This is a genomic window from Sphingomonas abietis, assembly GCF_027625475.1.
GTDB lineage: Bacteria > Pseudomonadota > Alphaproteobacteria > Sphingomonadales > Sphingomonadaceae > Solisphingomonas > Solisphingomonas abietis.
Window position 1 is genome coordinate 2,494,913 of sequence record NZ_CP115174.1, and the last position, 24,767, is coordinate 2,519,679.

Here is a 24,767-nt window from a genome sequence, read left to right on the forward strand (position 1 = left end):
TCGATCGAACCGTCGTTCAGCGCTCCGGCACGCCGGCCCGCGCCAGTTCACGGCCCAGTCGGCCGCTGATCCAGCAGCCATACATCACGAAATCCGCCGCGAGCGACCAGAGCGGATGCCGGAAGGTCGCCGGCCGGTTCCGCTCCACGCCGAAGTGCGCCACCCAGGCGAAGCCATAGCCCGCCACCGGCATCAGCCAGAACAACAGCGCGTGCCCGGTGATCATCCCGGCCAAACAACACAGGATCACCAGCGTCGTGCCGACATAATGAAGCGCGCGCGTCGCCGGTTTTGCATGTTCGCGGAGGTAGAAGGGCCAGAACTCCGCGAAGCTCTTCACCGCGACGCGACCAGTCTCGGTCGAGGCCGATCGACCCCCACCGGGGTCACGATCGGCGCCAGTCGGGCCGAGGCGATGCCTGGCAGCCGCTCGATCTGCGCGACCAGCTCGGCATCGAAGACATGGTCGTAGCCGACCCGCAGATGGGCGTGTCCGCCCTCCGGCAGCGCCGCCATGATATGCAGTTCGCCCTTGCCTTCGCGCGCGCCGGCGAGCGCCCGGGCCAGCGCCGCCACGCCCTCGGCACTATCGACCGTGACGTCCAGCCGCAGCCGCGTGGCCACCGTCATGCCCTCGAACGGGCGGATGTTGCGGATGGTGACGCGCGGCGTCTCCTCGCCCGGCTTGCGATCGAGCTCGACCGTCAGCAGCCCGCATCCACCCGCCTTGGCCGCCTCCTCGATCCTTTCCGACACATCGTCGTCGAAGCAGCTCGCCATGAACTGGCCGGAGGCATCCGAGCAGTTGATCATCAAATAGCGCCGGCCCCGCGCCGAGGTGCGCCAGCGGGCGTCCTCGATCAACGCCGACATCGTGGCCGTGGGCGCCTGCGGGCGGCGGCCGCGCTCGTCGGGCGCCTGTTCGGGCGGCGCCGGCATCGCGCACCATTCGGCGAAGCTGCGCGCGCCATGGGCCTGCGCGAGGTGGCGGTAGCTGTCGGTCGGGTGCGAGGAGAAATAATAGCCGAACGCCTCTTTCTCCGCCGCCATCGATTCGATCATCGACCAGCTCTTGCCGGCCGGCAGGCGGATCGGCGGCACCTCGATATCGTCGCCGCCGAACAGGCCGCCCTGCCCGCTGATGCGCGCGTCATGCGCCGCCTTGGCGTGGGCGAGGATGGTCTCGGCACCGGCCTGCACGGTCGCGCGATCGAGGCCGAGCGTCTCGAACGCGCCGCCCGCCGCCAAGCTTTCCAGCTGGCGCTGATTGAGCAGCCGCGGATCGATGCGATCGGCGAAATCCTCGAGCGACTTATACGGCCCGCTCTTGGCCCGCTCGACGCACAATTCCTCCATCGCCCGCTCGCCGACGCCCTTGAGCGCGCCCAACGCATAGCGCACCGACAGCACCTCGTCGGCGCCGACCTCGACCGAGAATTCGGCCTCGCTGTGGTTGATCGAGGGCGGCAGGCAGGCCACCTCCATCCGCCGCATATCCTCGGCGAAGATCGAGAGCTTGTCGGTCTGCGCCATGTCGAAGCACATCGAGGCGGCGAAGAATTCGGGCTTGTGGTGCGCCTTCAGCCACGCCGTCTGGTAGGCGACCAATGCGTAGGCGGCAGCGTGCGACTTGTTGAAGCCGTAGCCGGCGAACTTGTCGATCAAGTCGAACAGCTCATTGGCCTTCTGCGCCGGGATCTGGTTGTGCTCGGCGCAACCCTTCACGAAGATCTCGCGCTGCTGGTCCATCTCCGCCTTGATCTTCTTGCCCATCGCGCGGCGCAGCAGATCGGCGCCGCCGAGCGAATAGCCGGCGAGGATCTGCGCGGCCTGCATCACCTGTTCCTGATAGACGAAGATCCCATAGGTCTCCGACAGGATCGGCTCGAGCAGCGCATGGGGATATTCGACCACCTCGCGGCCATTCTTGCGCGCGCCGAACATCGGGATGTTGTCCATCGGGCCGGGCCGATAGAGCGAGACCAGCGCGATGATGTCCTCGAAGCAATCCGGGCGGACGGCGGACAGCGTGCGTCGCATCCCCTCCGATTCCAGCTGGAACACGCCGACGGTGTTGCCGCTCATCAGCAGCTCGAACACCTTGGGATCGTCCCAGGCGAGCTTGGACATGTCGACGCTGATCCCGCGCTTGGCCAGCATCTGCACCGCCTTGTGCAGCACCGACAGCGTCTTGAGGCCGAGAAAGTCGAACTTGACGAGGCCGGCATCCTCGACATGCTTCATGTCGAACTGGGTGACCGGCATGTCCGATCGCGGATCGCGATAGAGCGGCACCAGCTGGTCGAGCGGGCGATCGCCGATCACCACGCCGGCGGCGTGGGTGGAGGAGTGGCGTGGGAAGCCCTCCAACTGCTTGGCGAGATCGAGCAGCCGCTTCACCTCGGGCTCGCGCTCATATTCGTTGACCAGTTCGGCGACGCCGTTGAGCGAGCGCTCCAGCGTCCACGGATCGGTCGGGTGGTTGGGCACCAGCTTGGCGAGCCGATCGACCTGGCCATAGCTCATCTGGAGGACGCGGCCGGTATCCTTGAGCACCGCGCGCGCCTTCAGCCGCCCGAAGGTGATGATCTGCGCGACCTGGTCGCGGCCATATTTCTGCTGGACGTAGCGGATCACCTCGCCGCGACGGGTTTCGCAGAAATCGATGTCGAAGTCGGGCATCGACACGCGCTCGGGGTTGAGGAAGCGCTCGAACAGCAGCCCCAGCCGCAGCGGATCGAGATCGGTGATAGTCAGCGCCCAGGCGACCACCGAGCCGGCGCCCGATCCACGGCCGGGGCCGACCGGGATGTCGTGATCCTTGGCCCATTTGATGAAGTCGGCGACGATCAGGAAGTAGCCGGGGAAGCCCATCCCGATGATGATCTCGGTCTCGAACGCCAGCCGCTTGAAATAATCCGGATATTTCTCCTCGACCTCGGCCACCGATGCTTCCGCCAGCGCCTCGTCCGCGAAACGCAGCCGGTCCACCAGCCCGGCATGGGCGTCGGCGCGCAGCATCGCCGCCTCGCCTTCGCGATCGCCGGCGAGGCTGGGCAGGATCGGCTTGCGCTTGGGTGCCGCGAACGCCGTGCGCTGGGCGACGACCGCGGTGTTGAGGATCGCCTCCGGCAGATCCTCGAACATCCGCGCCATGTCGTCCGCCGGCTTCATCCACGCATCGGGCGAGGAGCGACGGCGATCGTCGCTGTCGACATAGGCGGAGTCCGCGATGCACAGCATGGCATCATGCGCCTCGTGGAAGCTGGCCTCGACGAAGCAGGCGGGGTTGGTCGCGACCAGCGGCCAGTCACGGGCATAGGCGAGCGCGACCAGCGGCTCCTCGGCGCGCTCCTCGATCGCATCGCCGCGCCGGGCGAGCTCGACATAGAGCCGATCGCCGAACAGCGCCGCCAGCCGATCGGCATAGAGCCCGGCATGGGCATCCTGCCCCTCGGCCAGCAACCGCGCCAGCGCGCCCTCGCCGGCACCGGTCAGCGCGATCAGCCCTTCGGTGCGCCCCTCCAGCGCCTGGAAGGGAACATGCGCGTCATCCTCGATCGGCCGATCGAGATGCGCCGCCGACACCAGCGCGCAGAGATTGTCGTAGCCGGTCGCATCCTGCGCGTAGAGCGGCAGCCAGTCGATCACCGGCGGTTTGCCGGGCTCGGCCCCGCCGCACTCCGCAGGCCGCGCCACCGCCAGCAGGGTGCCGACGATCGGCTGCACGCCCTCGCCCTTGGCCGCGCCCGAGAAGGCCATCGCCGCATAAAGCCCGTTGCGGTCACAGATCGCGGCGGCGGGAAAGCCGAGCTTCTTCGCCTGCTTGGCCAGCACCTTCGGATCGATCGCGCCTTCCAGCATCGTGTAGGCGGTGAAGACGCGCAGCGGGACGAAGGGGGTGATCATCGCGGGACTATGTGGTGCTTCGCCGAGTCGGTCCAACCCTCAGGCGCGATTATCCACAGCAAAGGGCAAGGCAGGATCAGGCCGCCCTCGCCAGCTCTGCCGCGGGCCGCCTCGTTGCCGCACGCTCCGCATAGCGCCGGGCCAGCGTCGCACAGACGAACAATTGGGCCTGGTGGAACAGCATCAGCGGCAGCACAATCAGCCCGATGGCGTGCCCCGGAAACAGGATCGCGGCCATCGGGATGCCTCCGGCCATGCTCTTCTTCGATCCGCAGAACACGATCGCGATCTCGTCCTCGGTCGAAAATCCAGCCCAGCGGCTGACGCGAGTGGTCGTCACGATCACCAGCGCGAGCATGGCGAGATCGATCAGCAGCACGACGCCGATGCTCGCCGGCGAAAGCTGGTGCCATATCCCTGCCACCATGCCGGCGCTGAACGCCGCGTAGACGACCACCAGCACCGATCCGCGATCCACCACCGAGGTCAGCAGCGGGTGCTGGAGCAGCCAGCCCCCGATCCACGGGCGCACGGCCTGCCCGACCACGAAGGGCAGCAGGATCTGGAGGGCGATATCCTCCAGCGCCTTGAGCGAGAAACCGCCGCTGGCGGCCGGCAGCAATTGCGATACCAGAATGGGCGTCAGGATCACGCCGAGCATGTTGGACAGCGATGCGCTGCACAGCGCCCCCGGCACATTGCCGCGCGCGATCGACGTGAAGGCGATCGAGGATTGCACCGTCGAGGGCAGCAGGCACAGGAACAGCAACCCGGTCAGGATGTCCTGCGGCAGATGCCCGCGCAGCAGCAGCGTGACGATTACGCCGATGACCGGGAAGAGGATGTAGGTGCTGGCGAAGATCAGTGCCTGCAACCGCCAATGCCCGAGCCCCGCCCAGATCGCTTCCGGTTTCAGCCGTGCGCCATAGAGCAGGAACAGCGCCGCAACCGCGAGATTGACGCCGATATCCACCACACCGGCGGACGCGCCGCGTGCAGGCAGGATCGCCGCCAGCGCGACCGTGGCGATCAGCAGCAGCAGATAGGGATCGAGACGCAGTCGCGAGCGGATCGTCTGGATAGCGGACATGGCGGCCTCCTTGCCGGTAGGGCCCTGAGCTAGGCGGCCGGCACGAGATAGACAATTCCGATAGCCAGGATAACAGTCATCACCTAGCATGATGACCGTCATGACAAATATGCTCATCCCGGCTGACCTGCTGCGAAGTTTCGTGGCCGTGATCGAGGCTGGCAGCTTTACGGGAGCGGCCCGACAGCTCGGCCTGCGCCAATCGACGATCAGCCAGCAGATCGGGCGGCTGGAGGGGCTCGCCGGACGCCGGCTGATCGACCGCGACACCCATCGCATGGCGTTGACCGTCGAGGGCGATCGGCTCCTCGATCATGCCCGCAAGATCCTCGACGCCCATGCCCGGCTCGAACAGAGTCTGTCCGACACGCCCCTTCGAGGCCGGCTGCGGATCGGCGCATCCGAGGATTTCGTGCTGTCGGCGCTGCCCGACGTGCTCGCCTCCTTCGCCAGACGCCATCCCGAAGTCGATCTCGAACTCAGCGCCGGGCTCAGCCACAATCTCTACGAGATGTTCGACAGCGGATCGCTCGACGTCATCCTCGTCAAGCGAAAGGCCGGCGATCGGCGTGGCATGACCGCGTGGCGGGAACCGATCCGCTGGGTCGGCCATTCCGAGTTCCGCGTCGATCCCGAGGCCCCGCTACCGCTGCTGCTCTACCCGCCGCCCAGCGTCACCCGCGCGCTCGCCCTGAAGGCGCTGGAGGCGGCGGCGCGGCGCTGGCGGGTGGCGTTCACCAGCGCCAGCCTGACCGGGCTGACGGCGGCGGCGCGGGCGGGCATCGGCATCATGCCGCACTCGGCGCGGCTGATGCCCGCCGGGCTCGTGGCCATCGCCGCGGATCGCGCCTTGCCCGCTCTGCCCGACGTCGAATTCACCGTGCTTGGCCCGGGCGCGGGGCATCCGGTCGCCGACGCCTTGATCGGCGCAATCCTGCACTGGGCCGCGGGCACGCGCTGATCACCAGGTCAGCCCTGTCGCACTATGCCCGGATCAGCCCCCGGCACGTTCGCTGGCATAGGTCTGGGTACCGCGGGTGATCAGCACGTCTCCCGGCAGCAGATCGGCCGGGCCGAGATCCGGTAACGCCGCCAGCCGCCCGTAAAGCGGCGCGAAATCCGTCTCGATCGTCTGGCGGAGCAGATCCTCGAAACTGTCGATGACGAAATAGACCTGCTGATAGTCGTCGATCCGATAGCGGGTCCGCATCACCCGTTCGAGATCGAACGCCACCCGATGGGGGCTCGGATCGTCGAGCGCGAAGCGGCTTTCGCCGTGGCTGGAGACGATGCCCGATCCGAACAGGCGGATGCCGCCTTCCTCGCGCACCAGCCCGAACTCGACCGTATACCAGTAGAGCCGGGCCAGCTTATCGAGCGCGCCGAAGCCCAGCGACCGCAACCCGCCCTCGCCATAAGCCTGCATGTAATCGGCGAACACCGGATCGGCGAGCATCGGCACATGGCCGAATACATCGTGGAAGACATCCGGCTCCTGCAGATAATCGAGCTGGTCGCGGCGGCGGATGAAGTTGCCGGCGACGAAGCGGCGATGGGCGAGATGATCGAAGAATACCTCGTCCGGCACCAGCCCCGGCACCGCCACCACCTGCCAGCCGGTCGCGGCATGGAGCCGGTCGTTCAGTTCGGCGAAGTCCGGGATACCGGGCTTCGAGAGACGCAGCACCTCCAACCCGCGCAGAAATGCCTTCGCCGCGCGGCCGGGCAATTGCTGCTGCTGGCGCGCGAACAGGATATCCCAGGTCTCGTGGTCCGCCGCGCTATAGGCCGACCAGTCCTGCGCGATGGTCCAGTCGGCGGCGGCGCCTTCGGGCGGGCGGTCGAGTACATGATCAGCCATGGCGAGAAGGTAACATCTGTTACGGATATTGCCAGAGGACTTGAGTCACGCCGCCATCGCCGGGCGATCAGCCCGCCGCCGCGACGATCGCCGCCCATTCCTCCTCGGTCGCCACCCGGATGCCGAGTTCCTGCGCCTTCTTGAGCTTGGAGCCCGCGTCCGCGCCGACCACGACGAGATCGGTCGCCTTGGACACAGAGCCGGCCGCCTTGGCGCCCAGCCGCTCCGCCTGTGCCTTGGCCTCGTCGCGCGACATGGTGAGCAGCTTGCCGGTGAACACCACCGTCTGGCCCGAAACCTCCGAAACCAGCGTCTCATGGACAAGGTCTTCGATGGTCAGTTCGGCGGCGAGATCGGCGACGACCTCCCGATTATGTGGCTCGGCGAAAAAATCGAGCAGCGCCTCGGCCACTTCCGGCCCGATCTCGCGGGTGGCGACGGATGCGACCAGTTCCTTGGCTCGGCGGATCTCGAACTTGCGGTCGGTCTCGCCGATCACCGGCGCCATCGCCGCGCGTACCGCCAGCGCGGACTCGATCATCGCCATGAAGCCGGCGAAGCTTCCATAGCGCCGCGCCAGCTCGCGCGCCGTCACCTCGCCGACATGGCGGATACCCAGCGCGAACAGGAAGCGATCGAGCGGGATGCGGCGCTTGGCCTCGATCGCCTCGAGCAAATTGTCGACCGAGACATCGGCCAGCCGCTCGCGGGCGATCAGCGTCTCGCGCTTGCTCCGCAACCGAAAGATGTCGGCGGGGGAGACGATCAGCCCGTCCCGGAAGAATTCTTCGACGCGGACCAGGCCCAATCCGCGGATATCGAAGGCATGGCGCGAGGCGAAGTGGATCAGCCGCTCGACCCGCTGCGCCGGGCAGATCAGTCCGCCGGTACAGCGGAAGATGACACCGCCCTCCTCGCGCTCCACCGCCGACCCGCATTCGGGGCATGTGCGCGGGAAGACGAAGGGCTCGTAAGCCGGATCGGGCGCCGCATCGCGGGTCAGCACCGCGACGATCTGCGGGATGACGTCGCCGGCGCGTTGCAGCACCACCCGGTCGCCCGGTCGCGCGCCGAGCCGCTCGATCTCGTCGGCGTTGTGGAGCGTCGCGTTGGTGACAACGACGCCCCCGACCGTCACCGGCTCCAGCCGCGCGACCGGGGTGATCGCGCCGGTGCGGCCAACCTGGATATCGATGCGCAGCAATGTCGTCTGCGCCTGCTCGGCCGGGAATTTATGCGCGATCGCCCAGCGCGGTGCCCGCGCCACCTGGCCCAGCCGCTGCTGCCAGTCGAGCCTGTCGACCTTATAGACCACGCCATCGATGTCGAAGGGCAGATCGGCGCGCTGCGCCTCGATGCTGCGATAATGCTGCAGGGCTTCGGCGGCAGAGGCGCAGCGGACAAGCTGCGCCGAAACCGGCAGGCCGAAGCCCCGGATCGCCTCCATCACCCCCATCTGCGTCGCCGCCGGAACGGACGAGACCTCTCCCCAGCCATGGGCGAGAAAGCGCAGCGGCCGCGAACGGGTGATCGCGGGGTCTTTCTGCCGCAGCGATCCCGCCGCGGCGTTGCGCGGGTTGGCGAACACCCGTTCGCCGGCCAGCTTCGCGTTGAGCGCGGCGAAATCGGCCTTGGCCATATAGACCTCGCCACGCACTTCGAAGATGGCCGGCGGATCGCCGTCCAGCACCTGCGGAATTTCCTGGATCGTGCGGACATTGGCGGTGACATCCTCGCCGATGCTGCCGTCGCCGCGCGTCGCCGCCTGCTCCAGCCGTCCGTCGACATAGCGCAGCGAGCAGGACAGGCCATCGATCTTGGGCTCGGCGGTCAGCGCCACCTCGGCATCGTCGGGCAATGCCAGAAACCGACGGACCCGGCTGACAAATTCGGTGATGTCCTCCTCCGCGAACCCATTGTCGAGGCTGAGCATCGGCCTGGCATGGGCGATCTTGGCGAGGTGGCCGCCATTCGGGCTGGCGCCGACCAGCGTGGCGGGCGAATCGGTCCGCACCAGATTCGGAAATGCGGCCTCCAGCGCGGCATTCTCGCGCATCAACGCATCATAGTCGGCGTCCGAAATCTCCGGCGCGTCCTGATCGTGATAAAGGCGGTTATGCCGCGCGATCTCGGCGGCGAGGAGGGCGAGGCGCTCGGCGGCCTGCATTTCGGTCTGGGCGATCATGGCGCGCTTTTGCCAAATGCAGGCGGCCATCGCCAGAGCGAAGGGGGCGGCCATAGGCCTGCCCCCGGATAGGTCAGCCCTGCTGCGGCTCCACGATCTTCTTCGGGCGCCCGCGCCTGGCTGGCACCTGCACCTCGGCGTCCGTCCCGAGATGCACGGCAGCCGCCGCCTTCGCCGCGAAGATACCGAGCGTCTTGCCCGCTTTCCTGACCGGCTCGACCATCGCCTCGGCTAAATCGCGCGGCTTGCGGCCAAGGCCGATCTTCACGGCCAGTTCCTTGCGCGTTTCGGCATAAGCCGGCGCGACCATCGGATAGTCGCGCGGAAGGCTCCATTTGGTGCGATATTCTTCGGGCGTCATCGCGAAATTGGTTCGCAGATAGCGCTTGAGCATCTTCAGTTTCTTGCCGTCTTCCAAGCAGACGATGTAATCATGTTTGATCGACGAACGGATCGGCACAGCAGGTTCCGGAGCGGCCGGCTCCACGACAGTCGGCATGTTCGTCTTGGCAAGAGCGTCATGCACGCTCTTGATCAGCGCGGGAAGTTCGGCCGCAGGAACATTGTTGTTCGTGACGTGCGCGGAAACAATGTCCGACGTCAGGCTGATCAGATCCAATTCGTTCGAGTCGGACACGCTGTGCTCCAGATATCGAGGATATCTGCGCTCTACGCCGATGTGACAGATTGTCGATATAAAATGGTCAGTTTTTCGAGGAATTTGTGACGCTGTGTTGATGAAGGACTGGGTGCGAGGGGATCGAAGTCGCAAAACGCCCGATGCAAATTGTGACGGCGTTTCTCGGCTCGGCGCCATATCGACGAACTAATCCATGATAGTCAATTTACTTGACTATCATGGATGCCGTGGAGTATCAGCTTCACCATGACAGACGAAACGCCATGGCATGATGCTTTGTCCCTTCCCGCCCTGCTGCGCCATGCGCGGAACACCTATGGCGTCGCCATGCGGGAGGCTCTGAACGCGGCAGGTTACGACGATATTCCCGGCAACGGCCTCTACATCCTTGGCGGACTGGCTCTCGGTGACGGCGGCGTGCCGATCGGCCAACTCTGCCGTGACCTGCGCATCACCAAGCAGGCCGCCGGCCAACTCGTCGATACGCTGGTGCTGCGCGGCTATCTCGATCGCACGACCGACGACGACGACCGGCGCAGGCTGATCGTGTCTCTCACCGCGCGCGGCCGGGCCGCCGCCAATGCACAGACCGAGGGTCGGAAAAAAGTGGATGCGGCCTTGCTCGCGGCCGTGGGCGACGAGGATGTCGCCCGCACCTGCCGCACGCTGGCGGCCTTGATCGTCATCGGCCGCGAAGACCCGAACCACGGCTGATAACCGTTTCGTCCTTCACGCTTTGTCAACGGACGGTGACTAAGCCGGTAACCATGTCGTCTGCCCTGTCCGCTCAGCCCGCTCTGCTCGAGAGTGCCCCGCAATCCGATCGACGCATCGCGGCGCGTTACGAGATCAGCATCGCCGTGCTGGTCTCGACCGTGGATGGCGTTCCGCTGTCTTCCGAAGTCACCAACATCTCGGCCTCCGGCTTCCGTGCCCATTCGGCGATGGCGCTCAAAAAGGGCAGCAAGGTGATCGTGCGCTTCGAAAACGGGATGCGGCGCCGCGCCCATGTGATGTGGCAGATCGGCGAGGACATCGGGTGCCGGCTGCTCCGCCCGCTGACGGCAGACGAACTGGCCGAAGTGCTGGCGGAATAAGTCCGGGGAATCAGACCACAGGATCAGGCCGGAGCGTGCGGGCCACGCTCGGGATGGCATAGCGCCATCAGCACCAGATCGACCCACGCCCCGTCGATGAACAAGGCGCGACGCAGCACGCCCTCCCGCTCGAAACCCATGCCGGTATAGAGCGCGATCGCCGCGTCATTATGGGCAAAGACGCTGAGCGAGATGCGGGACAGGTTGAGCTGCCGCCAGCAATAGGCGATGCCCATTTCCAGGGCCTCGCGGCCAAGCCCCCTGCCCCGATCGGCACGCTCGCCGATGCGAATGCCGATGCTCGCCGAACGGTGGATCGGGTCGATCTTCATGATCTGGATATAGCCGACGATATCCGCCGCCCCGGTCGCGCGGATCGCGAAGAAGACGCGGCTCGGATCATTCGCCGCATTGCTCCAGAAATCCTCCTGCGCCCGCCAATTGGGTGGCCGGTACGTCTCGTTGAGGGCAGCGGTCTCCGCATCGTCCGCCCAGCGATAGAGCGCGGGAACATCCACCGGCAGGGTCGGGCCGATCACGACCGAGCGACCGAAGATCATCGGCGTGGCGCGCCGGCGTATGGAAAGATAGCGATCATGCCCGTCTCGTGCTGCCAATATTCGGGATCCGTCCATGCCATGGGCCGGGCCGTGCCCGAAATGAACAAAGCGACACTTTTGCCGGTCGTCGCGACGCGCTTGCCCGGTCAGCCTCGCTGGCCTAGCCACATTTCATGTCGTTCACCGAAGGCTCCGTCATGCGTCGCACCCTGTCTGCCTCCCTCATCTCGCTGATCGCGGCGCCCGCCTTCGCGGCGGATCCGCCCTCGCCGATCCTGACGACGCCCGAAGCGCGCGACGTGCTGAGCTATGCCGATCCCAAGGTGGCGCGCGTCACCCATGTCGATCTCGATCTCGCCGCCGACTTCAAGTCGCATGTCATGTCGGGCACCGCGACGCTCGACATCCTCGCCGGCAAGAATGCCCGACAGATCATTCTTGACGACAAGAAGCTCGCCATCGCCAGCATCACCGATGGCGCCGGTCACGCCCTGACATGGTCGGTCGGCCCGACGGACGCCTATAAGGGCGCGCCGCTGACCGTGCAGATCGGCACTGCGCGCAAGATCGTGATCCGCTATGCGTCGAGCCCGGATGCCAGCGCGCTCCAGTGGCTGCCGCCCGAACTCACCGCCGGCAAGGCGAAGCCCTATCTGTTCAGCCAGGGCGAATCGATCAACAACCGCAGCTGGATCCCGACGCAGGACAGCCCCGGCATCCGCCAGAGCTGGTCGGCGAAGATCACCGTGCCCGATGGCCTGATGGCGGTGATGAGCGCCGAACGGCTGACCCCGAACGGCGAGCCGGCCGGTCCGGGCCGGCACAGCTATCGGTTCCGGATGGACCATAATGTCCCGCCCTATCTGATCGCGCTGGCGGTGGGCGATCTTGCCTTCCGGCCGCTCGGCCCGCGCACCGGCGTCTACACAGAGCCCGCGATGCTGGATAAAGCCGCGCGCGAGCTGTCCGACACCGAGAAGATGGTGGACGCTGCCGAGGCGCTCTACGGCCCCTATCGCTGGGGCCGCTACGATATCCTCGTGCTGCCGCCCTCCTTCCCGTTCGGCGGCATGGAGAATCCCACTCTCACCTTCGCCACGCCGACGATCATCACCGGCGACAAGTCCAATGTCGACGTGATCGCGCACGAGCTGGCGCACAGCTGGTCGGGCAATCTGGTCACCAATGCGACCTGGTCGGACAGCTGGCTCAACGAGGGCTTCACCACCTATTTCGAGAACCGCATCGACGAGGCGGTCTATGGCAAGGAGCGCGCGGCGACGCTCCCCGACCTCAGCTGGGACGATCTGCAGGACGAACTCAAGGAAAATCCGGCCCGCGCCTCGCGCCTGCATGGCGATCCGGAGGACGGCGCGGTCGACTACACCAAGGGCTCGACCTTCCTGCGGACGATCGAACAGGCGGTCGGCCGGCCGCGCTTCGACGCCTATCTGCGCTCCTATTTCGATCGCCACGCTTTCCAGCCGCAGACCACCGCCGGTTTCCTCGCCGATCTGCGCGCCAACCTGATCAAGGGCGATCATGCGCTGGAAGCAAAACTCCAGCTCGATACATGGGCCTATCGACCGGGGTTGCCGGGCAACGCCGTGCATGTCACCTCGGCGACGCTCGCGCGGGTGGATCAGGATCGCAAGCGCTTCGAGATGGGCGCTGCGGCCAGCTCGATCGACGTGAAGGGCTGGTCGACGCAGGAATGGCTGCGCTTCCTCAACGGTCTGCCGCGCCAGCAGCCCCCCGAGCGGCTGATCGAGATGGACAAGGCGTTCGGCCTCTCGGCATCGCCCAATGCCTATATCCGCTGCGCGTGGCTGGAGATCGCGATCGCCAACCATTTCGAGCCGGCGGTGCCGGCGCTGGAACAGCACCTGACGACGGTCGGCCGGATGCTGCTGGTGACGCCGCTCTACAAGGCGCTCAAGGCCCAGGGCGCATGGGGAATGCCGATCGCCAGCCGCATCTTCGCGAAGGCGAAACCGACCTACCATCCCGTCGCGCAGGCCGCGATCGAGCGGATCTTGGCCAACTGAGCCGGCCCGCGCTCCCCGTGAGAGGCGCGCGGGCCGGTCTGGCGGTTCAGGCGGTCAACGCCGTGACCAGCGAACGCACCTTCTTCTGCCGCCATTGCGGCAGCGGCGCGATCAGCCAGTAAGTCTCGTCCGACGCCTTCTCGCCGAAGCGGACCAGCCGCCCGCTCGCGAGATCGGCCTCCGCGAGCAGCGCCGGCACCGTCGCCCGGCCGAAGCCCGCTGCGGCGGCATCGAGCGCGAGCCCGGCATCGCCAACCGTCACGCCGGCCGCCTTGGCCTCCTCGCCGGGGCAGCCGGGCCAGGCGATGGTGGTATCGGCGCCGCCTTCGGCCCCCACCGTCAGAAACCCGGCCGCACCCAGCGCGACGCCCTCATGCTCGCCCTTGGCGCTCGACAGGCAGACTGCGAGATCGAGATTGGCCTGGGTGAAATCCAGCCCGTCATCGGACGAGAGCAGCACGAAGCGCAGGTCCGGATCGCTCCGGGCATAGTCGGCGAGCTTGGGCGCCAGCCATTTGGCGGAGAAATCCCGCGGTGCCGCGATCGTCAGCGTCTTGGACGACTGGCCCGCCTGCATCGCACGAACCGCCTCCTCGAACTGCAAAAAGCCTTGCCGCAGGGCATCGAGACCGGCCTCGCCCTCCGGCGTCAGTTCCAGACCGCGCGTCGTGCGGCGGAACAGGACGACGCCCAGCGTATCCTCCAGCGCCCGGATCTGCTGGCCGACCGCGGCCGGCGTCACCGCCAGCTCGTCGGCGGCGCGGGTAAAGCTCAGATGGCGCGCGGCGGCATCGAGCACGCGCAGGCCGTTGAGCGGGAGATGGGTCCGCTTCATCGCGCGGTCGCCGGTGCGTGGAGCGGGAACATCGGGATCGCGGCATCGAACGGCTCGCCATCCGCGCCGATCATGCCATAGCTCCCCTGCATCGATCCGGTCGGCGTCTTGAGCGGACAGCCCGAAACATAATCATAGCTCTCGCCCGGCTCGACGACCGGCTGATCGCCGACGACGCCCTCGCCGACCACTTCGGCGACGGCGCCGCGCCCATCGGTGATGATCCAGTGGCGAGTGAGCAATTGCACCGCCCGGTCGCCGCCATTCTCGATCCGGATATGATAGGACCAGAACCAGCGGCCATGCGCCGGCTCGGACTGTTCGGGCAGATAGCTCACCGACACGCGCACGGTCACGCTTCCCGTCACCGCTTCGAACGGGAAGAGCGCCTTCATAGCCCGACCACCTTCAACGCCCGGTCGAAATCCTCGATCACATCGTCGGGATCTTCGAGCCCGACCGAGAGGCGCAGCATCCCCTCGGTGATCCCCATCTCGGCCTTCACCTCCGGCGAAAGGCTGGCATGGGTGGTGGAGGCCGGATGCGTCATCAGGCTGCGCGAGTCGCCGATATTGTTGGAGATATCGACCAGCTGCAGCGCGTCGAGCAGGCCATGGGCCTGGCTGCGGCCGCCATCGAGGAACAAGGCGACGATCGTGCCGCCCGCCGACATCTGCCGCATCGCCAGTTCATGCTGGGGGTGCGAGGCCAGCGCCGGATAGAGCAGCTTGGGCACCCGCGTCTCGAGGAAGCTCGCCACCTTGAGCGCGTTCTCGCTCTGGCGATGGACGCGCAGATCGAGCGTCTCCAGTCCCTTCAGCACCACCCAGGCGTTGAACGCGCTGAGCGTCGGCCCGGTGTTGCGGGTGAAAGCGAGCAAGGTCTTCTCGATGAATTCCTCGCGCCCGGCGACGGCACCGGCGAGCACGCGGCCCTGCCCGTCCATCATCTTGGTGGCGGAATAAGCGACGACATCCGCGCCGAACTCCATCGGACGCTGGAGTACCGGCGAGGCGAAGGCATTGTCCACCACGGTGGTGATGCCGTGCGTCTTCGCGATGTCGCAGATCGCCTGGATATCGCAGATGTCGAGCGTCGGGTTGGCCGGCGTCTCGAAGAAGAACACCTTGGTCTCGGGCCGGATCGCCGCTTCCCACGCGGCAGGGTCGCGGCCGTCGACGATCGTCGTCTTGATCCCGAACTTGGGGAGCAGGGTGTCGGTCAGCCAGCGGCACGAGCCGAATGCCGCGCGCCCGCCGACCAGATGGTCGCCCGCTTCCAGCTGGCAGAGCAACGCCGCCGTCATCGCCGCCATGCCCGATGCCATGCAGCGCGCCGCCTCGGCGCCCTCGAGCAGGGCAATGCGCTGTTCCAGCATCTCCACCGTCGGGTTCTGGAGCCGCGAATAGGTCATGCCCTGCTGCTCGCCGGCGAAACGCGCCGCCGCGTCGCCCGCGCAGTCATAGGCGTAGCCGGAGGTCAGGAAGAGCGCCTCCGACGTCTCGCCGAATTCCGAGCGCGCGGTCCCGCCGCGGACTGCCTGTGTTGCCGGTCGCCAGCGCGTGGTGACGCTGCGATCCTGTCCCGTATACCTCTTCATGATGCGACGCTTTGCCGCGCCCTTGGCCTCCACGTCAATGCAGACCTATAAGGAGGACCGTCCGCGAGGAGAGGATAGACGCGATGACCGATCTTTTGGCGATCCCGATCAACACCATCGATGGCCACAAAACCACGCTCGGCGCCTATGCCGGCAACGTGTTGCTGGTGGTGAACACCGCCTCCAAATGCGGGCTGACCCCGCAATATGAGGGACTCGAGGCGCTCTACACCAAATATAAGGATGACGGCTTCGCCGTGCTCGGCTTCCCGGCCAATGATTTTGCTGGCCAGGAGCCCGGCAGCGACGAGGAGATCGCGACCTTCTGCACGACCAACTTCGCGGTCGATTTTCCGATGTTCTCCAAGATCACCGTGTCCGGCGTGGACCGCCACCCGCTCTATTCGGCGCTGATCCGCGCCGAGCCGATGGCGATCGGGACCAAGGATTTCCGCACCAAGCTCGTCGGCTACGGGATGACCCCGAACGCCGAGCCGGAAGTGCTGTGGAATTTCGAGAAGTTCCTGATCGGTCGCGATGGCACCGTCGTCGGCCGCTTCTCGCCCGACATGCTGCCGACCGACGACGTCATCGTCTCGGCGATCGAGCGGGAACTGCACCCGAGCGAATGACCTGTCTTCCCCTCCCCGTCGGGGAGGGGACAGCCTCAGAGCGCCGCGAGCACCGCGTCGGCCATGTCGCGCGTGGTCGTGGTGCCGCCGAGATCCGCCGTCCGATGGCCGGCTGCCAGCGCCGCCGCCACGGCGGCCTCGATGCGATCCGCCGCCGCATCCTTGCCGAGCGAATAGCGCAGCATCATCGCCGCCGAGAGGATCGTCGCCAGCGGATTGGCCTTGCCCTGCCCGGCAATATCCGGCGCCGAGCCGTGGATCGGCTCGTACAGGCCCTTCTGGTTCACATCGAGCGTCGCGGACGGCAGCATCCCGATCGATCCCGCGCACATGCTCGCCTGGTCGGAGAGGATGTCGCCGAACAGGTTGCCGGTGACGATCACGTCGAACTGGCCCGGATCGCGCACCAGCTGCATTGCGGCATTGTCGACATACATGTGGCTGAGTTCGATCTCGGGATAGTCGGCGGCGATCTCGATCACCACGTCGCGCCACAGCTGCGAGGTCTCCAGCACATTGGCCTTGTCGACCGAACAGAGCTTGCCGCGCCGGGCCTTGGCCGTCTCGAAGCCGACCCGGGCGATGCGCGCCACCTCGTCCTCGTCATAGCTCATGATGTCATAGCCCTGGCGGCGACCGGCCGGCGTGGTGCGGATGCCCTTCTCGCCGAAATAGACGTCGCCATTGGTTTCGCGGACGATCATCAGATCGATGGCCTTCGCTACCTCGGGCCGCAGCGCGGAAGCGTCCGCCAGTTCGGGGAAAAGCTTGGCGGGGCGCAGATTGGCGAACAGCGCCAGTTCCTTGCGCAGGCCGAGGATCGCCTGTTCGGGGCGCAGATGGCGCTCCAGCCCGTCGCACGACGGATCGCCGACCGCGCCGAACAGCACCGCATCCGCCCGCTTGGCCAGAGCGAGCGTCGCCGGCGGCAGCGGGTGCCCCTCCGCACGATAACCGGCCGCGCCGACCGGCGCCTCCTCATAGGCGAGCGCATCGCCGCACACCGCATCGAGCACGCGCCGGGCCTCGACGATCACTTCGGGTCCGATCCCGTCTCCGGGCAACAGCGCGATCAGCATGGGCAACATCCTCCAGTGCGGGAATTGCTGCAGCCCATGCCAGCAGGGTCAGCCCTCGGCAAGCCGCCTGACCCGGCCCAGCAGCCGCTCGCGCGCATCGAGCACCGATCGGCGAGGGCCGGACAACAGATCGCGTTCGAGGAAAAAGCCGGTCAGGCGCAGCGCCTGTCGCACATCGTCCCACCCCGCCTCGCCGCCCGCCAGCAGGAACCGCGGCAGCGGCAGCAGACGATCGGCATAGGGTGCCCCGGCTTCACGCGACACTGCCTGGCCGCTCTTGGGGCTGACCCACGCCAGATCCTCGACCGCGCCGCTCGCCGCACAGGATGCGAGATCGAGGCCGAAACCCAGCTCCGAAAGCAGCAACAGTTCGTAGCGCACCAGCGCGCCAGCCCAGCCGCGCGCCGAGGGCGCCGCCTCGATCGCCGAAAGCACGGCATCGAGCGCCGCGTGGAGGCGGGGATAGGACAAGCCTTCGGGCAGCGTCACCGCAGTCAGCGCCGTCACCCATTCGATCGCGGCCGCGGGCAGAGGTTCGGCGAACAGCCCTGCCCTGCTGTGGAGCAGTTCCACGGTCAGGGCGGCCAGCTGCTCCTCCGATCGCGCGCGATATTCCGCCGCGACGAGGTTGCCGGCCTGCAGCACCGGCCGCATCCGCCGCGCGTGGCCACCACGCACATAGCCCGGCAGGAGCCCGTCCTCCGGCGTCAGCAGGCGCGCGACGGCACCATGCTCGCCATGGGCACGAACGGCGCAGACGATGGCGGTGGCACGGATCAGCATCGCCCCCCGATGTGGGGAGCCCGGGGGGCGCTGTCGAGCCTAGAGGCGCCGCTCATAGCGGAGGTTCGACCAGCCCTGCACCGCCACCCGGCCCAGCTTGGTGGCATAGGATATCGGGCAGGGCGTTGCCGGGACATCGAGCCGCACGTCGATCAATTCTGCCGCGAAGCGGGTCGGGAAGCGATCGCGCATCGTGGCGAGCCAGCCACAGAGACCGTCGAAGCGATGGCGAACAATGTCATTGGCCCGCTCGCCATCCCGCGTCGCCAGCTCGAAACTGTGCCCGACCAGCGTTGCCAGCGGCGATCCCTCCGCCTCGGCGTGGATCAGCGCCGCGCGCATTTCGGCCAACGAGACCGCGCCGATCTGGAGATGCCGCAGCCTGCCCCCGCCCTCGTCGAGCAGGCCGACCGGCACCTCCACGATCGGCCCGGCGCTCAACGGGGCGACCGCGCTCGCCGGAAAGCCGGTTTCGCAGGGCCAGGGCATCAGGCTGCCATTATGGCTGCTGTCGATCCGCAGCCCCGCCCGCCGAACCGCCCGAAGAGTATCGGCATTCGCGGCGAAACTGCCCGCGCGAAAGGCGCTGGGATCGGGTGCGCCAGCCTGCCGGAGCAATTCGGCGGCACGCAGGATCAGCCCGCGCTGCTCATCTTCCGGAAACTGGGTCATCTCGAAGCGTATCGGCTGCTGCGGGGCAACGCCTTGCTCGGCGCGCTGGTCCGCCCGCTGGTCGGCCCGCTGCTCCGCCCGTCGCCCACCCCGTCGATCCGCCTGCAACCACATCGGATGGGCATGGAGCTGCACCTCCTGCCCGGCCTCCTGTATGCTCCCGACGATCCGACGGATCGGCTCGATCCCGAACAGCAGCGCGGGCAGCGGATCAACGAAGAAACAGGCCTTGAGCCCATGCTTCGCCAAGGTCGCCAGCTGATAGGCGATACCGACCCCGCCCGGCTCGATCGACCGGGCATAATTGTCCAGCCAGCTCGCCCCGTCCCGATGCGCGCGCCAGGTGAATTCGGTATCGATCGTCAGGAAAACGCCGGTCGCCATTCCGCCGGCCTACGGAAAAGCTCCCACTTTTCCGTAAAGATCGGCGGAGCCGCCTGGTGGTATCGGCGGCGATCAGCCGCGCGGATGGAAATGGTCGTGGATCGCCTGCGCCATCGCGCTCGAAATGCCCGGCGCCCGCTCCAGATCCTGCAACGCCGCGCCCCGCACCGCCTTGGCCGAGCCGAAATGCATCAGCAGCGCCTTCTTGCGCGCCGGGCCGATGCCGGGAACATCGTCGAGCGGGTTGGAGACGAAGCTCTTGGCCCGCTTGGTGCGATGCGCCCCGATCGCGAAGCGATGCGCCTCGTCGCGCAGCCGCTGGAGATAGAAGAGCAAGGGCGAGTTCAGCGGCAGCATCGATTCGCGACCATCCGGCAAATGGAAATGCTCGCGCCCGGCGTTGCGATCCGGCCCCTTGGAGATGCCGACGATCGGCACGTCCTCGACGCCCATCTCCTGCAGCGTCTCGCACACCGCCGAGACCTGGCCCTTGCCGCCGTCGATCAGCAGCAGATCGGGCCATTCGCCGGACTTGCGATCGGGATCCTCCTTCTCCAGTCGCGCGAAACGCCGCTCCAGCACCTCGCGCATCATCGCGAAATCGTCGCCGGGCGCGGTCTCCGGCCGCTTGATGTTGAACTTGCGATAGGCGCCCTTGCGCATCCCCTCCGGGCCCGCGACCACCATGCCACCGACCATGTCGGTGCCCATGATGTGGCTGTTGTCGTAGATCTCGATGCGGTTCGGCGGCCCGTCCAGCTCGAACAGCTCCGCCATCTCGCGCAGCAGCTTGCCCTGTGTGGTCGATTCGGCGAGGTGCCGGTCGAGCGCCTCCTCCGCGTTGCGGCTGGCCTGTTCGAGCAGGCGCCGCTGCTCGCCGCGCTGCGGGCGGCGGAGATCGATCTTGCGCCCGGCCCGCTCACCCAGCGCATCGGCGAGCAGCGCCTGCTCCTCCAGGTCGCGATCGATCAGCACCACCCGCGCCGGCGGCACCTCCTCGTAGAATTGGGCGAGGAAGCTCTGCAGCACCTCCGCCTCGGGCACGTCGGTGGTGTGCGCCGGGAAGAAGCTGCGATGCCCCCAATTCTGGCCGCCGCGGATGAAGAAGGCCTGGATGCACGCGGTCGCGCCCTTGGCATGGATCGCCCAGACGTCGGCATCCGACACGCCCTCGGCGTTGATCGCCTGGCTGCCCTGGATGAAAGTCAGCGCGCGCAGCCGATCGCGCAGCACCGCCGCCAGCTCGAAATCCATCGCTTCGGCCGCGATCGACATCTGATCGGCGAGCTTCTTCTGCACCTGGGTCGATTTGCCGGCGAGGAACGCCTTCGCATCGTCGACCAGCTCGGCATAATCCTCCTTGCCGATGCGATCCACGCACGGCGCCGAGCAGCGCTTGATCTGGTAGAGCAGGCAGGGCCGCGAGCGGTTCTGGAAGAAGCTGTCGGTGCAGGAGCGCAGCAGGAACAGTTTCTGGAGCGCGTTGAGCGTCCGCGTCACCGAGCCGGCGCTGGCGAAAGGGCCATAATATTGGCCCTTGGCGCGCCGTGCGCCGCGATGCTTCTGCACGCGCGGGAAGGCATGATCCTCGCGCAGCAGGATGAACGGGAAGCTTTTGTCGTCGCGCAGCAGGACGTTGTAAGGCGGCCGGAAGCGCTTGATCAGTTGCGCCTCGAGCAGCAGCGCCTCGGCCTCGGTATTGGTGGTGACGATCGTCATCGATCGCGTCTGCGAGACCATCCGTAGCAGCCGCTTGGGCAGGCGCGTGACCTGGGTGTAATTGGTCACGCGGTTGCGCAGTGCCCGCGCCTTGCCGACATAGAGCACGTCGCCCTTGGCATCCTGCATCCGATAGACGCCGGGGCGAACCGGCAGCGTCTTCAGCACGTTGCGGATCGCGGCGACGCCCGCTTCGAGATCGGGCTGATCCGATCCGCGGACGGTGAAGGCGGATTTCTCTTCGTTGAAGCGGTCGGTCGTCTCGGTCACGGCAGCGATGTAGGCGCGGGAGCGCCCGGGCGAAAGCCTCTCGCATCGCGCGCGCCGATCCTTTCGCCCGATCGCCCCGCGCGGTGCGGCCGCGGCCGATCGGAAGGCGCAAACGAAAAGGGCGCCGCCTCCCCTCGGAAGCGGCGCCCTTTTCGGATTCGGGATGAATCAGCCGATCAGTGGATACCGGCGATGGTCTGCGCGACCAGCAGCTTGTCGGTGCCGGCATCGTGCTTCTGCGCGATCAGGCTTGCGGCGGCAGTCGTGGCGGCGGCGGCCGTCCTGGCGCGCACGTCGGCGATCGCGGCACGCTCGGCAGCGGCGATCTTGTCCTCTGCCATCTTGGCACGGCGCACGATCAGTTCATCGGCGTCGAGCCGCGCCTGGGCGACCAACTGGTCGGCCTCGATCTTGGCATGGGCCAGGATCGTCTCGGCATCCTTGTGCGCCGCGGCGGCCTGGGCTTGGGCCTCGGCGCGCAGTGCCTCCGCCTCGGCCCGTAAGGCCGCGGCCTCGTCGAGCTGGCGGCGGATCGTCGCGATCCGGTTGTCGAGCCCCCGGCCCAGCGACTGGAAGCCGCCGGCCTTCCACACGATAACCAGCACCACCACCATGGACAGCGCCACGAAGAACGGCGCCGTCAGGCCGTGGAAGTTCATCTCATGCTCAAGGTCGACCTGCGCGACATGGGCCATCATGTTCGTGGACGAAACGCTCATAGCATGATCCTCAAGCGGCCAGGCTGGCGCGGACGGCGGAGAGCGCCTCGCCCTCCTCCACGCTGATGCCGGACAGGCGCACGACGATATCGCGCACCGCGTCCGCGGCGACATTCTCGATCTCACCGAGCGCGCGGCCGCGCGCCTCGGCGATGGCGAGTTCGGCATGGGCGACGCGGGCCGCCACCTCGTCGTGCGCCGCCTTCAGCTTCACCTCGGCGTCGCGGATCGCGACATCCTTGGCGGCCTGCACCGAATCATGGGCACCACGGTGTGCGGCGTCCATTTCGGCGACATAGCGATCCTGCGTCGCCGCGGCCTCATCGCGTGCCTTTTCGGCAGCGGTGAGATCGCCGGTGATCTTGTCGTTGCGGGCGTGGATGGTGCCTTCAATCTTGGGGAGCATGCCCCGGCCGATCACGAAATAGATGATGGCGAACACCACCAGCAGCCAGAGCAGCTGGGAAGCGTAGATCGAAGCGATCTGATCGATTTGAGGCATGTGTCTCCTCCGCCCGTCAGGGGGAAGCCGGACATCCGGTTCCCCCGACCAGGCGTCAGCCCTTGACGACGAACAGGATGAGGATCGCGACGACGAACGCGATCAGGCCGAGCAGTTCGGCGGCGGCGAAGCCGATGAACAGGCGGCCCTGCTGGCTGTCGGCAGCCGACGGGTTACGCAGTGCGCTCTCGAGGAACGAACCGAACACATTGCCGACGCCGAGTGCGGCCAGGCCCACGCCGATCGCCGCGAGGCCGGCACCGATCATCTTTGCAGCTGCGATATCCATTTTTATATTCCTTCAATTAAACCAGATGTTTGCGAAACAAATCTCAGTGCAGGTTGATCGCATCGTTGAGATAGAGCGAGGTCAACAGCGCGAAGACATAGGCCTGGATGGCCGCCACCAGCACCTCCAGGGCGGAGATGCCGACGATCATCACGAAGCTCAGGATCGAGACGACCGGCCCGATCGCCGTGCCCGAATTCAGCCCCTGGATCACGAAGCTGGCGAACACGTCGAGCAGGATATGACCGGCGGTCATCGCCACGAACAGTCGCAGCCCGAGCGAGAAGGGGCGGACCAGGAAGGAGACCAGCTCGATCAGGAAGATCAGCGGCACCAGCAGCGCCGGCGTCCCCTGCGGGATGAACAGCGAGAAGAAGCGCAGGCCATGCTTGGCGAAGCCGACGACCAGCACGATCGAGAAGCTCATGATCGCCAGCACCCCGGTGACGGTGATGTGGCTGGTCACGGTGAAGGCATGGGCGCCGGGGATCACCGCCAGCGGGAACAGCCCGATCAGGTTGGCGATCAGGATGAACATGAAGAGCGAGAAGACGTAGGGCGTGAAGTTCCTGCCCTTGGGTCCGATATTGCTCTCGATCATGTTGCCGACGAAGCTCGTCATCGTCTCGACCGCGGCCTGCCAGCGACCGGGCACCATCTGACGCTTCATGCCGCCGAGCATGAACACCCACAGCAGACCCAGAATGATCACCATGAAGGCGGCGCTGTTGGTGAAGGCGATGTTATGCCCACCCAGCATCCAATGTTCGCCAATCACCGGGTTCACCCGGAACTGGGACATCGGATCAATCGCGCCTGCGCTTTCAGCAGCCAACTTAAGACCCTCTTATGCTCGAAGCGCCCGAATCACTCCGGGCGCTCGTTAGAAATCCGATAGATGTTCCTGAAGGCGACGATGACCGCGAGGCCAATCATTGCCAATAGGAGCCAGGGTGAGGTTCCCAGCCAATGGTCCAAGACCCAGCCGATGATGCCCCCACCTGCAAGCGTCCCGATCAACTCGGTGAGCACCCGGCTCCCCTGCTTGTAGCCCGAACTGGGCTTGCGGGGAGCCTCGCTCGTCCGTGCGATCTCGGCGTTCCGGGCTGCTTTCAGCCGCTCTTCGAGCGACATCCCAATTCCCCCAATCCCGCCGTCCGGGACTTGCCGGGGATCGTCCTGTGTCATGCGGCCTCCTCATCCCGGAAGCCCATGCCACAGGTGAGCCCCCTAGGCGCGCTCCCCTTAGGTGGGGGGGCATCCCGAGTCAACTTTGGGGGGCCTCGTCCCCCCAGTCAGTTACCGCACTGGCTGGGCAAAGCGATCGGCGCGGCGCCCTTGGCCGCCCACACACCCTTGGCGATGCTGTAGACGCGGCCGGGCTTGAGATTGCCCAGCGTGTTGCATCCGATCGACACGGCGAACGCCTCGATCGGCACATTCTTGGTCTGCGCGACCTTGGTGTAGGCCTCGCGACGCTTGATGTTGATCGCATCGACCTTGGCCTTCAGCGTGCCGTCCGGCGCCTTGGCGAAGCCCAGATAGCCGTCGGCCTGCTCACCGACGCTGCCGGACGCCATCGCGCTCTCGACCTCGGAATCCATCTGCGCCAGCGCCGCCGTCGCACCGCCCAGCACCAGCGACAGGCCGGACAGGAGGATGGCGATCGTGCCGAGGGGCTTGGGGAAGCTGCGCGTCATTTCGGGAACAACTCCGGGTTGTTGGTGATGAGATCGGCGGCATCCTGCTTCAGGCTGACGACGACCTCCTGCTTGACGCTGATGTTGAGGTTGATCTCGATCGGCTTGTCCGGCGCCTTCACCGAAATGCACCCTGCCAGCATCGTGCCGCCAGCCAGCAGGGGAAGAACGGATCGCAGCATATCGAGAGGGC

General features: G+C 66.7%; 26 protein-coding genes. 5 read left to right on the plus strand and 21 right to left on the minus strand.

Annotated features, from left to right (window positions below; all coding sequences use genetic code 11):
* Positions 1-16: 16 nt before the first annotated feature.
* The 3 genes from PBT88_RS11790 to PBT88_RS11800 form a co-directional block, all read right to left on the minus strand.
* Positions 17-340: a DUF962 domain-containing protein gene (locus tag PBT88_RS11790; protein WP_270075543.1), complete on the minus strand. Its 324-nt coding sequence runs from the start codon at positions 338-340 to the stop codon at positions 17-19.
* Positions 337-3,909, minus strand: a complete 3,573-nt coding sequence (gene dnaE, locus PBT88_RS11795) for a DNA polymerase III subunit alpha (protein ID WP_270075544.1) — start codon at positions 3,907-3,909, stop codon at positions 337-339. The genes PBT88_RS11790 and dnaE overlap by 4 nt, the downstream gene beginning before the upstream one ends.
* Before the next feature lie 76 nt (positions 3,910-3,985).
* Positions 3,986-4,999, minus strand: a complete 1,014-nt coding sequence (locus tag PBT88_RS11800; protein ID WP_270075545.1) for a bile acid:sodium symporter family protein — start codon at positions 4,997-4,999, stop codon at positions 3,986-3,988.
* Positions 5,000-5,099: 100 nt separating this feature from the next.
* Here PBT88_RS11800 and PBT88_RS11805 point away from each other — a divergent pair, with 100 nt between their 5' ends.
* Positions 5,100-5,960 carry a LysR family transcriptional regulator gene (locus PBT88_RS11805; RefSeq protein ID WP_270075546.1) on the plus strand — a complete coding sequence of 287 codons (861 nt, stop codon included), beginning with the start codon at positions 5,100-5,102 and terminating at the stop codon, positions 5,958-5,960.
* Positions 5,961-5,993: 33 nt separating this feature from the next.
* Here PBT88_RS11805 and phhA read toward each other — a convergent pair whose 3' ends face one another.
* The 3 genes from phhA to PBT88_RS11820 form a co-directional block, all read right to left on the minus strand.
* Complete coding sequence (gene phhA / locus PBT88_RS11810) at positions 5,994-6,860, minus strand: phenylalanine 4-monooxygenase (RefSeq protein WP_270075547.1); 867 nt, start codon at positions 6,858-6,860, stop codon at positions 5,994-5,996.
* 67 nt (positions 6,861-6,927) lie between these two features.
* Positions 6,928-9,045 carry an NAD-dependent DNA ligase LigA gene (gene ligA, locus PBT88_RS11815; RefSeq protein ID WP_270075548.1) on the minus strand — a complete coding sequence of 706 codons (2,118 nt, stop codon included), beginning with the start codon at positions 9,043-9,045 and terminating at the stop codon, positions 6,928-6,930.
* A 73-nt stretch (positions 9,046-9,118) separates the two neighbouring features.
* Entirely contained in the window at positions 9,119-9,664 is a 546-nt protein-coding gene (locus tag PBT88_RS11820; RefSeq protein WP_407696456.1) for a MucR family transcriptional regulator, read from the minus strand.
* Between the two features lie 267 nt (positions 9,665-9,931).
* On the opposite strand from PBT88_RS11820, the gene PBT88_RS11825 reads away from it, so the two are divergent.
* On the plus strand, positions 9,932-10,399 hold the full coding sequence (locus PBT88_RS11825; RefSeq protein WP_270075549.1) for a MarR family winged helix-turn-helix transcriptional regulator: 468 nt from the start codon (positions 9,932-9,934) through the stop codon (positions 10,397-10,399).
* 53 nt (positions 10,400-10,452) lie between these two features.
* Positions 10,453-10,782: a hypothetical protein gene (locus tag PBT88_RS11830; RefSeq protein ID WP_270075550.1), complete on the plus strand. Its 330-nt coding sequence runs from the start codon at positions 10,453-10,455 to the stop codon at positions 10,780-10,782.
* Positions 10,783-10,805: 23 nt separating this feature from the next.
* On the opposite strand, the gene PBT88_RS11835 is transcribed toward PBT88_RS11830, so the two are convergent.
* Positions 10,806-11,342, minus strand: coding sequence for a GNAT family N-acetyltransferase (locus PBT88_RS11835; RefSeq protein WP_270075551.1), 537 nt, complete (start codon positions 11,340-11,342; stop codon positions 10,806-10,808).
* Between the two features lie 197 nt (positions 11,343-11,539).
* Here PBT88_RS11835 and PBT88_RS11840 point away from each other — a divergent pair, with 197 nt between their 5' ends.
* Positions 11,540-13,390 carry a M1 family metallopeptidase gene (locus tag PBT88_RS11840; RefSeq protein ID WP_270075552.1) on the plus strand — a complete coding sequence of 617 codons (1,851 nt, stop codon included), beginning with the start codon at positions 11,540-11,542 and terminating at the stop codon, positions 13,388-13,390.
* 46 nt (positions 13,391-13,436) lie between these two features.
* Here the strand turns inward: PBT88_RS11840 and PBT88_RS11845 are convergent, their stop codons facing one another.
* The 3 genes from PBT88_RS11845 to metZ are packed head-to-tail and all read right to left on the minus strand — an operon-like array spanning position 13,437 to position 15,825.
* On the minus strand, positions 13,437-14,225 hold the full coding sequence (locus PBT88_RS11845; protein WP_270075553.1) for a LysR family transcriptional regulator: 789 nt from the start codon (positions 14,223-14,225) through the stop codon (positions 13,437-13,439).
* Positions 14,222-14,620 (minus strand): Co2+/Mg2+ efflux protein ApaG, encoded by a 399-nt coding sequence (apaG, locus tag PBT88_RS11850; RefSeq protein WP_270075554.1) that lies wholly within the window; start codon positions 14,618-14,620, stop codon positions 14,222-14,224. The genes PBT88_RS11845 and apaG overlap by 4 nt, the downstream gene beginning before the upstream one ends.
* Entirely contained in the window at positions 14,617-15,825 is a 1,209-nt protein-coding gene (gene metZ / locus PBT88_RS11855; RefSeq protein WP_270075555.1) for an O-succinylhomoserine sulfhydrylase, read from the minus strand. The genes apaG and metZ overlap by 4 nt, the downstream gene beginning before the upstream one ends.
* Positions 15,826-15,908: 83 nt before the next feature.
* Between metZ and PBT88_RS11860 the strand changes: the two genes are divergently transcribed.
* A complete protein-coding gene (locus PBT88_RS11860; protein WP_270075556.1) occupies positions 15,909-16,457 on the plus strand; it encodes a glutathione peroxidase in 549 nt (182 codons plus the stop codon).
* Between the two features lie 35 nt (positions 16,458-16,492).
* On the opposite strand, the gene leuB is transcribed toward PBT88_RS11860, so the two are convergent.
* The 11 genes from leuB to PBT88_RS11915 all read right to left on the minus strand — a co-directional run bounded on the left by leuB (position 16,493) and on the right by PBT88_RS11915 (position 24,756).
* Entirely contained in the window at positions 16,493-17,536 is a 1,044-nt protein-coding gene (leuB, locus tag PBT88_RS11865) for a 3-isopropylmalate dehydrogenase (protein ID WP_270075557.1), read from the minus strand.
* A 48-nt stretch (positions 17,537-17,584) separates the two neighbouring features.
* Positions 17,585-18,319 (minus strand): DNA repair protein RecO, encoded by a 735-nt coding sequence (gene recO / locus PBT88_RS11870; protein WP_270075558.1) that lies wholly within the window; start codon positions 18,317-18,319, stop codon positions 17,585-17,587.
* Between the two features lie 39 nt (positions 18,320-18,358).
* Positions 18,359-19,375: a polysaccharide deacetylase family protein gene (locus tag PBT88_RS11875; RefSeq protein ID WP_270075559.1), complete on the minus strand. Its 1,017-nt coding sequence runs from the start codon at positions 19,373-19,375 to the stop codon at positions 18,359-18,361.
* A 72-nt stretch (positions 19,376-19,447) separates the two neighbouring features.
* A complete protein-coding gene (gene uvrC, locus PBT88_RS11880) occupies positions 19,448-21,364 on the minus strand; it encodes an excinuclease ABC subunit UvrC (RefSeq protein ID WP_270075560.1) in 1,917 nt (638 codons plus the stop codon).
* Positions 21,365-21,540: 176 nt separating this feature from the next.
* The gene (locus PBT88_RS11885; RefSeq protein ID WP_270075561.1) at positions 21,541-22,083 is read right to left on the minus strand and encodes a F0F1 ATP synthase subunit B family protein; all 543 of its coding nucleotides are present in this window, start codon (positions 22,081-22,083) and stop codon (positions 21,541-21,543) included.
* Positions 22,084-22,093: 10 nt separating this feature from the next.
* A complete protein-coding gene (locus PBT88_RS11890; RefSeq protein WP_270075562.1) occupies positions 22,094-22,585 on the minus strand; it encodes a F0F1 ATP synthase subunit B family protein in 492 nt (163 codons plus the stop codon).
* 55 nt (positions 22,586-22,640) lie between these two features.
* Positions 22,641-22,874, minus strand: a complete 234-nt coding sequence (locus tag PBT88_RS11895) for a F0F1 ATP synthase subunit C (RefSeq protein ID WP_270075563.1) — start codon at positions 22,872-22,874, stop codon at positions 22,641-22,643.
* A 43-nt stretch (positions 22,875-22,917) separates the two neighbouring features.
* Positions 22,918-23,709: a F0F1 ATP synthase subunit A gene (locus PBT88_RS11900; protein WP_270075564.1), complete on the minus strand. Its 792-nt coding sequence runs from the start codon at positions 23,707-23,709 to the stop codon at positions 22,918-22,920.
* Positions 23,710-23,741: 32 nt separating this feature from the next.
* A complete protein-coding gene (locus PBT88_RS11905; RefSeq protein ID WP_270075565.1) occupies positions 23,742-24,062 on the minus strand; it encodes an AtpZ/AtpI family protein in 321 nt (106 codons plus the stop codon).
* Positions 24,063-24,169: 107 nt separating this feature from the next.
* Entirely contained in the window at positions 24,170-24,574 is a 405-nt protein-coding gene (locus PBT88_RS11910) for a YdbL family protein (protein ID WP_270075566.1), read from the minus strand.
* Positions 24,571-24,756: a YnbE family lipoprotein gene (locus tag PBT88_RS11915; protein WP_270079243.1), complete on the minus strand. Its 186-nt coding sequence runs from the start codon at positions 24,754-24,756 to the stop codon at positions 24,571-24,573. The genes PBT88_RS11910 and PBT88_RS11915 overlap by 4 nt, the downstream gene beginning before the upstream one ends.
* Positions 24,757-24,767 lie beyond the last annotated feature (11 nt).

Bases quoted from the DNA above. Each gene is read 5' to 3' on its own strand.
- PBT88_RS11895 (WP_270075563.1), bottom strand. From the start codon at position 22,874: ATGGATATCGCAGCTGCAAAGATGATCGGTGCCGGCCTCGCGGCGATC.
- PBT88_RS11840 (WP_270075552.1), top strand. From the start codon at position 11,540: ATGCGTCGCACCCTGTCTGCCTCCCTCATCTCGCTGATCGCGGCGCCC.
- PBT88_RS11835 (WP_270075551.1), bottom strand. From the start codon at position 11,342: ATGATCTTCGGTCGCTCGGTCGTGATCGGCCCGACCCTGCCGGTGGAT.
- PBT88_RS11805 (WP_270075546.1), top strand. From the start codon at position 5,100: ATGACAAATATGCTCATCCCGGCTGACCTGCTGCGAAGTTTCGTGGCC.
- leuB (WP_270075557.1), bottom strand. From the start codon at position 17,536: ATGCTGATCGCGCTGTTGCCCGGAGACGGGATCGGACCCGAAGTGATC.
- dnaE (WP_270075544.1), bottom strand. From the start codon at position 3,909: ATGATCACCCCCTTCGTCCCGCTGCGCGTCTTCACCGCCTACACGATG.
- PBT88_RS11885 (WP_270075561.1), bottom strand. From the start codon at position 22,083: ATGAGCGTTTCGTCCACGAACATGATGGCCCATGTCGCGCAGGTCGAC.
- PBT88_RS11910 (WP_270075566.1), bottom strand. From the start codon at position 24,574: ATGACGCGCAGCTTCCCCAAGCCCCTCGGCACGATCGCCATCCTCCTG.
- PBT88_RS11825 (WP_270075549.1), top strand. From the start codon at position 9,932: ATGACAGACGAAACGCCATGGCATGATGCTTTGTCCCTTCCCGCCCTG.
- PBT88_RS11860 (WP_270075556.1), top strand. From the start codon at position 15,909: ATGACCGATCTTTTGGCGATCCCGATCAACACCATCGATGGCCACAAA.
- phhA (WP_270075547.1), bottom strand. From the start codon at position 6,860: ATGGCTGATCATGTACTCGACCGCCCGCCCGAAGGCGCCGCCGCCGAC.
- PBT88_RS11890 (WP_270075562.1), bottom strand. From the start codon at position 22,585: ATGCCTCAAATCGATCAGATCGCTTCGATCTACGCTTCCCAGCTGCTC.
- PBT88_RS11875 (WP_270075559.1), bottom strand. From the start codon at position 19,375: ATGGCGACCGGCGTTTTCCTGACGATCGATACCGAATTCACCTGGCGC.
- metZ (WP_270075555.1), bottom strand. From the start codon at position 15,825: ATGAAGAGGTATACGGGACAGGATCGCAGCGTCACCACGCGCTGGCGA.
- ligA (WP_270075548.1), bottom strand. From the start codon at position 9,045: ATGATCGCCCAGACCGAAATGCAGGCCGCCGAGCGCCTCGCCCTCCTC.
- recO (WP_270075558.1), bottom strand. From the start codon at position 18,319: ATGCTGATCCGTGCCACCGCCATCGTCTGCGCCGTTCGTGCCCATGGC.
- PBT88_RS11800 (WP_270075545.1), bottom strand. From the start codon at position 4,999: ATGTCCGCTATCCAGACGATCCGCTCGCGACTGCGTCTCGATCCCTAT.
- PBT88_RS11845 (WP_270075553.1), bottom strand. From the start codon at position 14,225: ATGAAGCGGACCCATCTCCCGCTCAACGGCCTGCGCGTGCTCGATGCC.
- PBT88_RS11915 (WP_270079243.1), bottom strand. From the start codon at position 24,756: ATGCTGCGATCCGTTCTTCCCCTGCTGGCTGGCGGCACGATGCTGGCA.
- PBT88_RS11905 (WP_270075565.1), bottom strand. From the start codon at position 24,062: ATGACACAGGACGATCCCCGGCAAGTCCCGGACGGCGGGATTGGGGGA.
- PBT88_RS11830 (WP_270075550.1), top strand. From the start codon at position 10,453: ATGTCGTCTGCCCTGTCCGCTCAGCCCGCTCTGCTCGAGAGTGCCCCG.
- apaG (WP_270075554.1), bottom strand. From the start codon at position 14,620: ATGAAGGCGCTCTTCCCGTTCGAAGCGGTGACGGGAAGCGTGACCGTG.